The organism is Maritalea sp. S77 (assembly GCF_049801075.1).
Lineage (GTDB): Bacteria > Pseudomonadota > Alphaproteobacteria > Rhizobiales > Devosiaceae > Maritalea.
The window spans coordinates 1223233-1235503 of sequence record NZ_JBNAGG010000001.1 but is presented as its reverse complement, the minus strand read 5'-3'; the positions used below and the strand labels follow the sequence as shown (position 1 = coordinate 1235503).

General features: G+C 48.3%; 8 protein-coding genes. 5 read left to right on the top strand and 3 right to left on the bottom strand.

Translation table 11 applies throughout. From position 1 onward, the window contains the following. Positions 1 to 5: 5 nt before the first annotated feature. The 4 genes from ACP15Y_RS05900 (at position 6) to ACP15Y_RS05885 (ending at position 7669) form a co-directional block, all read left to right on the top strand. On the top strand, positions 6 to 2018 hold the full coding sequence (locus tag ACP15Y_RS05900) for a site-specific DNA-methyltransferase (RefSeq protein WP_424982075.1): 2013 nt from the start codon (positions 6 to 8) through the stop codon (positions 2016 to 2018). A gap of 8 nt (positions 2019 to 2026) precedes the next feature. Then, on the top strand, positions 2027 to 3724 hold the full coding sequence (locus ACP15Y_RS05895; RefSeq protein WP_424982074.1) for a DUF262 domain-containing protein: 1698 nt from the start codon (positions 2027 to 2029) through the stop codon (positions 3722 to 3724). Next, positions 3721 to 6708, top strand: a complete 2988-nt coding sequence (locus tag ACP15Y_RS05890) for a type III restriction-modification system endonuclease (RefSeq protein WP_424982072.1) — start codon at positions 3721 to 3723, stop codon at positions 6706 to 6708. The genes ACP15Y_RS05895 and ACP15Y_RS05890 overlap by 4 nt, the downstream gene beginning before the upstream one ends. A 394-nt stretch (positions 6709 to 7102) precedes the next feature. Further along, entirely contained in the window at positions 7103 to 7669 is a 567-nt protein-coding gene (locus ACP15Y_RS05885; protein WP_424982071.1) for a recombinase family protein, read from the top strand. 137 nt (positions 7670 to 7806) lie between these two features. On the opposite strand, the gene ACP15Y_RS05880 is transcribed toward ACP15Y_RS05885, so the two are convergent. The 3 genes from ACP15Y_RS05880 to ACP15Y_RS05870 form a co-directional block, all read right to left on the bottom strand. Further along, a complete protein-coding gene (locus ACP15Y_RS05880; protein WP_424982070.1) occupies positions 7807 to 8310 on the bottom strand; it encodes a hypothetical protein in 504 nt (167 codons plus the stop codon). Between the two features lie 305 nt (positions 8311 to 8615). After that, a complete protein-coding gene (locus ACP15Y_RS05875; RefSeq protein ID WP_424982069.1) occupies positions 8616 to 9707 on the bottom strand; it encodes a hypothetical protein in 1092 nt (363 codons plus the stop codon). A gap of 58 nt (positions 9708 to 9765) precedes the next feature. Next, a complete protein-coding gene (locus ACP15Y_RS05870; RefSeq protein WP_424982068.1) occupies positions 9766 to 10419 on the bottom strand; it encodes a hypothetical protein in 654 nt (217 codons plus the stop codon). A gap of 263 nt (positions 10420 to 10682) precedes the next feature. Between ACP15Y_RS05870 and ACP15Y_RS05865 the strand changes: the two genes are divergently transcribed. Continuing rightward, positions 10683 to 12263: a hypothetical protein gene (locus tag ACP15Y_RS05865; RefSeq protein ID WP_424982067.1), complete on the top strand. Its 1581-nt coding sequence runs from the start codon at positions 10683 to 10685 to the stop codon at positions 12261 to 12263. Positions 12264 to 12271: the final 8 nt, after the last annotated feature.

Here is a 12271-nt window from a genome sequence, read left to right as displayed (position 1 = left end):
GCCCGATGAAAAATGTAACAAATCAGGACGGACAAAGCGCCGATATCGTTGCCGAGAATATTGAGAAGTTGAAAGAGCTGTTTCCAGATGCCTTCACCGAAAGCGGCGTGAATTTTGACGTGCTGCGCCAGCTTTTGGGCGATGCATCCGTTCTGGATGAAGGTGAAGAGAAATACGGGCTCAACTGGCATGGCAAGAAAAAGGCCCGCCAGATCGCCCTAACCCCTAACACGGGAACTTTGCTCCCCTGCCCAGAGGAAAGCGTTGACTGGGACACGACCCAAAATCTGTTCATCGAAGGCGACAACCTGGAAGTCCTGAAGCTCTTGCAGAAGAGCTACGCGGGCAAGGTGAAGGTTATTTATATCGATCCGCCATATAACAAAGAGAAGGACTTCGTTTACCCGGACAAATTTCAAGACAACCTGGACACCTATCTGCAATACACCGGGCAGTTGAGTGATGAGGGCTTGAAGTTTTCCAGCAATACCGAGGCAGGTGGTCGCAAGCATACAGCGTGGGCCAATATGATGTATCCACGGCTGAAGCTCGCAAGAGACCTTTTAAAAAAGGATGGCGCCATATTTGTTTCTATCGACGACAATGAAGTCGGTACACTAAAGGCAATCTGCAATGAGATTTTTGGCGAGGAAAACTTCGTAGCCCAAATTGTCTGGCAAAAGTCAAAAAAGGGAGATTCAAAGCTCATTGCATCCGTTCACGAGTACATTCTGTGCTACGCAAAAAACAAGACGGCTTGTATCGAAGCGGGTATTTGGCGCAATCGGAAGGAAGGCGTTGACGAGGTTCTTGAGCAATACAATCGCTTGAGAAAGGAGCACTATCCCGATCATAACAAAATCCGCGAACAGATGATGGCGTGGTATCGCGGCCTAAAGAATGACGATCCGAGGAAATCCCACAAACATTATAACTGGTCTGATGAGCGGGGATTATATTTTGCCGCTGACTTTGCGGGACCAGATGACGGTCGCGCTAGTAGGCCACGGCATGATATCTTCCACCCAGAAACCGGCAAATCCTGCAAGAAACCCTCGACGGGTTGGCGATGGGACGAGGCAAAAACTAATTGGGCCTTGGCCCAAGACCCGCCCCGCATCCACTTTGGGCCGGACGAAACAACAATTCCAAATCGAAAAAGCTACCTGAAGGAGACGGCCCTAGAGCCTTATCCCTCGCATTTTTATCAAGATGGGCGAAGTGCAACCCTACAAGTTGAGAAGCTGCTAGCTCCGGGCGTCTTCACGTTTCCCAAGAATACAAAAGTATTGGGGAAGCTTATCAATCTCTTGGCTTCCGAAGATGACATTGTTGTCGACTTCTTTGCCGGATCTGGCTCAACAGCGCATGCATGCATGTTGCAAAATGTTGAGGAGAAATCTTCGCTTCGCTATGTCATGGTTCAGCTTCCGGAACTTCTAGATGGCGAGAAAAGCGAGCAAAAATCTGCATTTGAGTTTTGTATCGAAAATGGACTCAAGACAAACATCGCGGAAATCGGCAAGGAGAGAATTAGGCGCGCCGCTCGGGAAATCACTTCGGAATATCCTGATTTTCAAGGCGACCTTGGTTTCAAGACTTTCAAGTTGACCAGCTCCAACATCCGTGCCTGGAGTCCTGATCGCACCGATCTGGAAGAGACCCTGCTTTCCCACAAAGAGCATCTGGTCGAAGGGCGTAGTGAGCAAGATGTGCTCTATGAATTACTCTTGAAGCGTGGGATTGAACTGACCGTACCGATCGAAGAACGGCATGCGGCTGGTAAGACGCTCTATTCCATCGGCTATGGCGTTCTTTTCTCTTGTCTCGACACATCAATCAGCGCAGGCGAAGTTGATGAGGTCGCCCAGGGTATCCTTGACTGGCACAAGGAACTGGAACCGGAAACTGATACTCACGTCTTCTTCCGCGACAGTGCCTTTGCCGATGACGTTGCCAAAACCAACATGGCCGCCATTCTGCAGCAGAACGGCATTTCTCATGTCCGTAGCCTTTAGGAGTCACCATGAGCAAAAAGATCAGCGGCTCCGAACATGCGCTTGCGAAGATATTCAGCTCGGATTTTGAATACCACATTCCTGCCTATCAGCGCCCCTATGCTTGGGGCGTCGATCAGGCATCAGAATTATTTGACGATCTTCTGGCCTTCCACAAAACCGAAGACGAAGATGGCTATTTCCTGGGTAGTATCGTTCTGATCAAGTCCGAAGGTGAACCCTATTCGGAAGTGATCGATGGCCAACAGCGCTTGACGACACTAACCATCCTATTGTCCGCGATTGCATCACGCCTAAATGGTGAGCTACAGCAGGAACTGAAGGATCACATTGTCGAACCCGGTAAAGCCCTTAAGGGTATCAAGGCCCGTCCCCGTTTGTCCTTGCGTGAGCGAGACAATGCCTTCTTCGCCAAATATGTCCAGGGATTGAACCTGGATGCGATACAGGGGCTCGATCCCGCAGGGCTTGAAAACGAGTCCCAAGTCAATATCCGCGCCAACAGCGATGTCTTTTGCACATCGATTGATAAAGAATTTGGGGAAGATGCAAAGGCTTTGGCGGAGTTTGTCACCTTCATTCTGACCCGTTGCTTCCTTGTCGTTGTATCAACGCCGAACCAACAATCGGCTTTCCGCGTTTTTTCCGTGATGAACAGCCGTGGGTTGGACTTGCAGCCCACTGACATCATCAAGGCTGACACGATCGGAAAACTGACGTCGGAGAAAGAGCGGCAGACTTATAATGACAAGTGGGAACAGATGGAAGTTGCGCTCGGTCGTAACGGCTTCAACGATCTGTTCACCTATATCCGCATGATCTATGCCCATGAAAAGGCGAAACGCTCCTTGCTGGAAGAGTTTCGGATGCATGTCTTGTCCAGCGTCACTGATCCAAAACCGCTGATTGATGATGTGCTTGAGCCTTATGCAGACGCACTCAGCATCGTGCTGACTGCAAGCTATGTTTCTACGGCCAATGCTGAAGGCGTCAATGGATACCTTAACTGGCTTGGGCGCATAGATAATTCCGACTGGATCCCGCCCGCAATTCACTTCCTTGCCCGGTTTGGGGAGGATTCTGAGGCCACGCTTACATTCTTTGAACGTTTAGAGCGCTTGGCTGCTTATTTGCACATCTGCCGCAAAAATGTGAACCAACGGATCGAAGCCTACAGTGAGCTGATTCGGGAAATCGGTGAATCTGAAGATGGTACGGATCTGGATTGGGTCGAGCTAGATGACGATGAGATTGAAGAAATGCGGGAAGCTCTGGACGGCAACGTCTATGAGCTTACGCCCCGTCGCCGCAACTATTTGATCCTGCGTCTCGACTCTTTTCTCTCTGATGGGGCTGCAACCTACGATCCGAAGATTTTGACGATTGAGCACATTCTGCCCCAGACGGTAGCCGAGGATAGTGAATGGGAAGAACTATGGCCGGAAGCCCAGGATCGAAAAGCTTGGGTGCACCGGATTGCTAATCTTGTTCCGCTCAACAAAAAGAAAAACTCGGCGGCGCAGAACTACGACTTCCGAAAAAAATGCGATGTGTATTTTTTGGGATCAAAAAACGTTTCTTCATACGCCCTGACTTCTCAGGTTCTTAAGGCCAAGTCCTGGAATCCTGAAATGGTCCGGGATAGGCAAGCAGAATTGTTGAAAATTCTGTATGATAACTGGGACTTACAGAATTCAGACCAATGAAACTCCATTTTGAAGACAATCTCGATTATCAGCAATCCGCCGTTGCGGCAGTAGTGGATCTGTTCAAAGGGCAGGAAATCTCCCGCTCGGAATTTACCGTCACCTATCGCCCGGAAAGCGGGCCACAAGGTGTGCTCGGTCTTGAGGAAAATGAACTCGGTGTGGGTAACCGTCTCCAACTGATCGATGATGAACTTCTGGAAAACCTCAGCGAAATACAACTGCGCAACGGTCTTGCAATGGACAAGGTTTTGCAATCAGGCGACTTCACCGTTGAGATGGAAACCGGAACAGGAAAGACGTATGTCTATCTTCGGACAATCTTCGAGCTGAACCAGGAATATGGCTTCACCAAATTTGTGATTGTCGTGCCTTCGGTTGCTATCAAGGAAGGTGTTTATAAGACGCTCGAAATCACCCGCGACCATTTTGAGAACCTCTACCCGAATGCCAAAGGGTATGAGTATTTTCTCTACGACTCATCAAAACCCGGCGATATTCGCGGCTTTGCAACGAGCTCCACCATTCAGATCATGGTTATGACCGTTGGCGCGATCAATAAGAAAGATGTCAACAATATCTACAAGGAAAACGAGCAGACTGGCGGCGAAAAGCCAATTGATCTGATCAAGGCAACCAACCCGATTATTATTGTTGACGAACCCCAGAGTGTGGACGGTGGCCTCAAAGGAGCAGGTAAAACTGCACTGCAGGCGATGAACCCACTTTGCACGCTGCGTTATTCCGCAACGCATGTCGACAAGCACCATATGGTCTATCGGCTTGATGCAGTGGATGCTTATGAGCGCGGTTTGGTAAAACAGATCGAGGTCGCGTCTCTGGAGATCGAAGGCGGGCACAACAAGCCTTATGTGAAACTGATATCAGCCCACAATCGACAGGGATCAATCACCGCAAAGATCGAGCTCGACATCGCTAGCGGAAAAACCGTCAAACGCAAAATCCTAACAGTAGAAGATGGTGACGATCTGGAGCAGCTGGCAAACCGTGCCATCTACGAGAATATGCAGATCGGCACGATCACCGTTGGCCCGGAAGAGACGATTGAACTCAAAGGCCCAGGTCTCGACAAGGTTCTCCGGCCTGGTATGGCGCATGGCGGAGTTGATCCAGATGAGCAGAAGCGCCTCATGATCCGGCGCACGATCAAGGAGCATCTAGACAAGGAAATTCGCTTCAGAGAAACGGGCCGCCCGATAAAGGTGCTGAGTCTATTCTTCATCGATAGCGTCGAGTTCTACCGGCAATATGACGAAGACGGCAATCCGGTGAAGGGTAAGTACGCCCTAATGTTTGAAGAGGAATACGCCAAGCTTGCCAAACAACCTGCTTACCAGACTTTGTTTGCCGGTATTGATCTGAGCAATGACATCGACGAACTCCATGATGGTTATTTCTCGATCGATAAGAAAGGTAGTTGGACGGACACCGCCGAAAACAATCAAACAAATAGAGACAACGCCGAACGTGCCTACAGCCTCATCATGCGAGATAAGGAGAAATTGCTCAGCTTCGATACGAAGTTGAAGTTTATCTTCTCACACTCTGCACTTCGGGAAGGATGGGACAACCCGAACGTTTTTCAGATCTGCACTCTGCGTGACATGAACACGGAGCGGCAACGCCGTCAAACGATAGGTCGTGGGCTGCGGCTTTGTGTGAATCAATACGGTCAGCGCCTACGCGGCAATGAGGTGAATACCCTCACTGTAGTCGCCACCGAGAGCTACGAAGACTTTGCTAAAAACCTTCAAACGGATATTGAAAAAGACACCGGCATCAAGTTCGGCATAGTCGAACCACATCAGTTTGCAGCGGTTCAGACGACCGATGGTGAAGGAAATATCCAACCACTCGGCGTAGAAGCATCTGAACGCCTTTGGGAACATTTAAAGTCAGAAGACCTCATCGACGCGAAAGGCCGGGTACAAGATAGCCTTCGGGAGCAACTCAAGGATGGCACACTTGGCCTGCCGGAGGAGTTTGCCGAACAGGCTGAAGAAATTGAAGCCATATTGAAGAAACTGGCAGGTAAGCTCGACATCAAAAATGCTGATGACCGGAAAGTCATTCGGACACGAGAGGCGATCCTGCAAAGCCCTGAATTCAAGGCACTCTGGGATCGAATCAAGCATAAATCGACCTACCGGGTGGAATTCAACAACCACAAACTGGTTGATGATTGCGCTACGGCCATTCGCAACAGCGAGCCGATCACAAAGACTCGTGCTCGATTTAGAAAGGCAGGGCTGGAGATCGGAAAAGGCGGCGTTGCCGCTAAGGATGATGGAAAAGCCAGTGCCTATAGCACGATTCAGGAGAACGATATCGAACTTCCCGATATCATCACCGACCTTCAGGATAAGACGCAGCTCACACGCAATAGCATCGTTAACATATTGCTTAAGAGTGATCGGCTGGAAGATTTTAAGCGAAACCCCCAACAGTTCATCGATCAAGCCGCCGAAGGGATAAATCGAACCAAGCGCCTCGCTCTGGTCGATGGCATCAAGTACCGCCGTATTGGCGATAATCACTTCTATTGCCAGGAATTGTTCGAGCAGGAAGAACTCAAATCCTATCTGAAAAACGCGATCCCAACTGAGAAATCAGTGTTTGAGTATGTCGTCTATGATTCTGAAGGCACAGAACGCAAATTTGCAGAAGACCTCGAAGCCAACGAGGCGGTGAAGGTTTACGCGAAACTACCAGCTTGGTTCAAAATTCCAACGCCGCTAGGCAGTTACAATCCTGATTGGGCTGTCCTGGTCGATCACGATGGCGAAGAAAAACTCTACTTCGTTGTTGAAACGAAAAGCAGCGGCTGGTGGGACGATCTGCGTCATCAAGAGGGAGCGAAGATCAAATGCGGCGAAAAACACTTTGCTGCAATTGCCGTTCCTGAAAATCCGGCAAAATATATTAAGGCAACATCAGTGGACGGCATGATGAAGTATACATAGCGCAACCCGCTTCACTTGCTCGAAACATGTTACGTTGCAAAGCAGTCGCTGTTCCTAACGTCAGCTATTAGGCTGCTGCGACGCAGGATTTGCTGATCGCGAGTGTCTGCAATTGGCCGGGAGCGCCGAAAACCTACCAAAGTCAAATGTCTACCTTGCGCTCACAGCAGCTATCCAATGCTTCGAGTAAACCAGAACAGATTCCGCTGCTTTTTTCGGCCCTTTCTGTCATTAAACCCTCTATTGTCTTAGGCTGTGTGCATACACCTGAAGCACGTCACTTTAAGGTACACCTTAGTGTGACACAGCAATGTTGCAGTCAAAGTTGTAACATCTGGGTTGACATCGACTATTTGTGACTTGCTAGCCTCAAGCCTAAACCCTGAGGTGACATATGGCGAAGTTTGGCTATGCCCGAGTGAGTACGCTTGAGCAAGATCTGGAAATTCAACATGAACGGCTAAAAAAAGAGGGCTGTACCTTAATCCGTTCGGAAAAGGTATCTGGTGGCAGTCGAGACCATCGCACTGAGCTTGCCACCATTTTAGAATTTTTGCGTCCAGGTGATGAGTTGGTCGTGACCCGCCTTGATCGATTAGGTCGCGACACCCGAGACGTTTTAAACATCATTCATGAGTGTGAACAAAAGACCGCGTTTGTAACAGTGCTTGATCCATACGTGTCAACAAAAGGCGAAATGGGTCAAATCGTGATGACGGTTCTTGGCATGGTGGCTCAGATGGAGCGTCGTTTTATCAAAGAGCGACAACGGGAGGGTATTGAACGTGCCAAGCAGCAAGGCAGATATAAAGGTGGAAAACGGCGTATTGATCGTGAAGCGGTTTGGCGAATGAAAATCGATGGACTTGGTCCCAGTGCCATTGCGCGTGAACTTGGTTGTTCAAGAATGCAGGTCTATCGGGTGCTGGCTGAAGATGCGAAGTCAGGAAACGCACCGTGAAAGTTTCCCGCTCACGCCAATCATCCTATCAGATTTATTTACACACAAATGACCGCCTTGAGCCCGTTGAAGACCTTTAACTGCGCGACCAATCCAGGCCCGCTTCTGTAAATGCTGGATGCCGAATGCTGTTCTCTTCAGTCTCGAGAATGCGACAGAAGGAATGTACTAGCGCCTAGTGGTGGAACAACTTCCAAAATCGTCAGTCCTAGATTTGTCTGAACCAAGTAAATGAAGCGACCGTTGTGCACCTTTTTTTGGTACCGCCACTGCGGTTCGGACAGAAGCCGAGATTGAACCGCATCCACGAACTCGTCTGCATGATTACCCATCAGTGCCAGAGAACAAATGCGGCTGTTTGGCTCAATCTGCAACGACATAATTGGAAATTCAGGAGCTGATCCCGTCCAAGTGCCTTTAGAAGACTCCGAATAACCATGCTCCGGCAGAGTTTCGGCAAAACTCGAAAAATCAGGAAGTGAGCCAACACATGCTGTGAAAAACCGATCAACATGTTCATCAACAGCAAACGCGCCATTCGCCAAAGTTAGAGACAGAACTGAAGCAATCAGAAATCGACCGATTGCTAAATGTGCTCTGTAAAGATGTGGGTGAATATTGGACGGAGACAAATGCGACATAGGATCAATCGTAAAGTAAGATATTTGATAAGAATATAGAGATTAGTCTTTGACAGTCAATCAGAACAGTATCTCGAAATGACCAAATTTCCTATTCGGCCGACCTTTAACTGGGCCGTTTTAGCCGCTGAAATAGTAGTATTAAAAGGGCTGATGTGTAAGCCGTTGATTGGTGAAAACAACGGTCGCTTTGTCCGCATTGCTGACGACCGCTCCGAGCCCTTTTTCGGTATTTGAACTACGGGCTGTTGCCGGTAGCTCAGGTTTTTTCAGAGAGCACAATGCTCTTAATTGCTGGAAATCGACTACTGTTTGAATGTTCGTGGTTCGGGTTGACGATAACTGACCTGATCTGTGATTTGATGTTTTTGCCAGTATTCGAACAGGTCCAAGCCGTCGTCGAGCTTTTCAATATGAACAATCTGTTCCGTTTCCTCCTCATTGTAGGGAGCAGCCAAACCTTCGACAGTCGAGGCGTCACCTACCACAAGGTTATCAAAGATCTTCAATATCTCTGGCTCTGCCACCACCGTGCCCCCGGCATAACCAAGCGCCTTTGTCGGTTTAACTCCAACTCTATAGATTTCAGGACCGACAACCTCATAGTATGTTGGCTCCGCTGTAGGACGGTGTATCAACATGTGTGGTGGCGAAAGAAATTTACTAGCCAGATTAACCACCAAACTTGCAGTTCGACCTGCTGTGCTTTCTCGATAGACTTTCAGATTCAATGTCTTTTCGACAGCCCGATCGGAGGTCGTTTGAAATTGAATAGAACCGCTGGACGACATAGCTATTCGACGGAGATCCTCTTCAGATTTTATCGAAGGTAGGCTAGTCAGGTAGACGTAAGCAGCATTGGCAAGCTCGCTTGTCCCTTGCAGATTCCAAGAAGATGATCGGAGTTTTCCACTGCCGACAATACTAGAGAATGCCTTAGGATTGGTAACGTGACGCAAGTTAAGGTCAAAATCTCCATCCGATCTTGGTTTGCAAACCCCAGAAACAAACCGCCTCAGGTCCTTTTTTCCGCTTATTCTACATCGATAGATTTGCGCGCCATCATCAAATCTTCTAACTAGTTGATCAGATTGGATCTGTATATTCAAACGTGTCAGTATTTCGGATCTAGGTTTTCCAACGTCAACCGAAAACCTAGCGAGACTAACTTCAGGATTTACGTTAAGAGCCAAGACGGGAGGGCTGAAAAAACTTGGTTGAAAGAAATGCCATTTCGATTTTTTGATAAACACCAGCTCTGGCAAGAGTATGCTACCAAACGTTGCATGCCCCAATCTAAGTTTTACAAGTCCGTCTACGTGAATTTCATCCTCTCCTATTGGCGCACGTGACTGCCGAGCAGGAGGCCCTGGAAGTCCTGATAGTTGCGGTATCAAAACCATATCTCCATAATTTCAGACAACTCGGTTCGAGAGGGTGCCCTGAGTAATAGAATTAAACGGGTAGCTGAAGATATTCAACAAAGTCTTCCGTAAACTCAAAACGATCAATATTGTTGTGCGTCGTTTCAATGATCGCACCATAATTCTGCATCACTCTCAGCATCGGTTTCAAGTGGTCGTGGTCTTCAAAAAAATACGTGAAGATGGGATTGTTTGAGTCGCCGTTGTAAGACCATTTCTTGGAAAGAATTACGAATTCTCGGATAAATGGATTAGTATTAATATCATCCCGCATTTCCGCTATAAGGCTTGGCATCTTGTTTTCAAGCTTTTGAAAGCTCCGCGACACTACAATTGCAAATCCGCGAATACCTAGATAAGCCCGCATTTCTGCTAGAGTTTTCCACTCTCTAAGTTGATCAACTGAATGACTGATGACATCCGCGTCTACCAGCCTACTACAGGTTTGACAGAGCCAAATACCATTTTCAGCAGCGGCTCGTTCCTCAGAGGTCATAGTAGGATCATACCTCGGCCCGCCCTCAGCAGCGGCAGTAATGTGCGCGGCGACACCAATGCTAGCGCTATCGTCGCCACCGTCCGGCCCAATTGTCGGACGTAAGCAGTTCTGATTTGAACAACGGTAGCCTGCGCGTTGCGCAATTGTTCTTATAACGAGCGCTCTAAAATCATCACGGTTTGCCATAAACAAAACAATACGGGATCAGGTGTGTTGTGAAAAGCGGTCGTTAATCTCGTCCGAGAAAAAGTCAGCTTCGTCCGCATTGCGGACTTCAAATAAAATGGCTCCAATGTTCGCATTGCAGCTTAAAACCATTATAGATGCGGCCAACTGCGAACACCTAATACGATGTTTGCTGCTAAGTAGAGGCTTGCCAAAATAACCAACTGCGATAGGCTATCTTGTGCACTGTACCCGACCATAACCCCACCCCGGAAAGCATAAAGTTGAATCAGATAAAGCAAAAAAGTCGGCCGCTATCAGCACGGGCGGTACGCGCGACCGGTCGTTCAGCGTTATTTTTGGCTAAAGTTGTTGGAAAAGCCAGTTGGTCAATCGCCAAGCCGGTGGGGCGTCAGATAGGTAAGCTCCTTTTAAAGGGCGGTAGAGCAGTCAAGACCAATGCGTCTACACAACTCTCACAGTTTGAACTTAGGCGTACCAGATTTACGCCAGAGAACTTCTTCGAAAAAGGTGCGACTACTCTGGAAGACCTTATCGATGCGCTGCTAATTGAAAAGCGTGGCACGTCTGCCAGAATCGTTACAGCGCTTTCGAGTAAATTGGCTGCGGCAGGTACGACAGCAAGTTTATTTTCCATCGCATCCATACTGGGAACAGCCAGTACGGGAACGGCCATTTCTTCACTTTCGGGTGCGGCGTTCAACAGTGCGGCATTGGCGTGGATTGGAGGAAGCGTTGTTACCGGCGGGTGGATTGTATTGGGCCTATCTGCCGCAGGAGGCGCGCTCGCATATTTTGGAACTCGCCGACTCGTCGGAAAATGGACAGGAAAAAAGCGCAAGAAAAAATCCTTGGACCCGCAAGAGATACGGTTCGTAGAAACCTGTTTAATGTTGGCAACAGCTTTTCGTGAGCGGGCAAATCAAAATGCAGTGTTAGACCCGCTGACCGCTGCATCCCTGCAGCATAACTTAAAACATGATCTTCTCGAACAATTAGATATCTGTATAGCTAAAGTTGAGGACTGGCCGGATATTCCGCTGAGGCGCCTTAAAGATCGCAAGGTAGATTTGGTTGAATTATTAGATGCTTTATCAACGACCCACGACCAAAAGTTGTCGGTTGGAATAAAAAGCTTCACGACAGTTCCCGTGGTTACGGGGGTAGTATCCGCCACGATATTGAAATTGATGGCCGACAAGTTGCCTCCCTTTACGGAAGATGAAGAGCTAGTACTTCAGGCGCTACGTCGATCAAACAATAGTCTTACCGATGCTAGTGTGTTTGAACTGTCAAAATATGTTCAGTCGCTATCCGTTGAGCAAATTGCAGGGCTCAAAAACAATGTAAAGGGTATTTATCATGAGCTCGCGTTTCAGCGGCAAGAAAACCTAGATGGCGACGAGTACATTGTCGAACTTTTTGGCGATACGAACCATGCCGGCGCCGATGTCCGTATTGTTAATGTTGAAACCGACGACGTTTCCGAGGTTCAACTCAAGGCGACAAATTACGCGTCTTATGTACGTGAGCACAACGAAAAATACGAAAACATCGATGTGCGCGTAACCAGTGAAGTTGCGGAGTTGTCGCCGGATTGGTCTTCGTCTGGGTTTAGCAACGTTGTCCTTACATCTAACACGTCCTCTACATTACAAAAGCTTGGACAAGGGGAAGGCGCAGATGTTGTTGACAGTATGGGGGTTGCTGCGATGGTAACACTTGCGACTAATGCCAAGTCGATGTTGAAGGGTGAGGCACTTTCGACAAAAGCAAAACAAAAAATCATACAGGACGGAGTGGTGGCTGCAAGCGTTGCTGGGATTGTGCAGCTTATTATCTAGTGGGATAA

Coding starts and splice junctions, on each gene's coding strand:
- ACP15Y_RS05900 (WP_424982075.1), top strand. CDS start 6: ATGAAAAATGTAACAAATCAGGACGGACAAAGCGCCGATATCGTTGCC.
- ACP15Y_RS05895 (WP_424982074.1), top strand. CDS start 2,027: ATGAGCAAAAAGATCAGCGGCTCCGAACATGCGCTTGCGAAGATATTC.
- ACP15Y_RS05890 (WP_424982072.1), top strand. CDS start 3,721: ATGAAACTCCATTTTGAAGACAATCTCGATTATCAGCAATCCGCCGTT.
- ACP15Y_RS05885 (WP_424982071.1), top strand. CDS start 7,103: ATGGCGAAGTTTGGCTATGCCCGAGTGAGTACGCTTGAGCAAGATCTG.
- ACP15Y_RS05880 (WP_424982070.1), bottom strand. CDS start 8,310: ATGTCGCATTTGTCTCCGTCCAATATTCACCCACATCTTTACAGAGCA.
- ACP15Y_RS05870 (WP_424982068.1), bottom strand. CDS start 10,419: ATGGCAAACCGTGATGATTTTAGAGCGCTCGTTATAAGAACAATTGCG.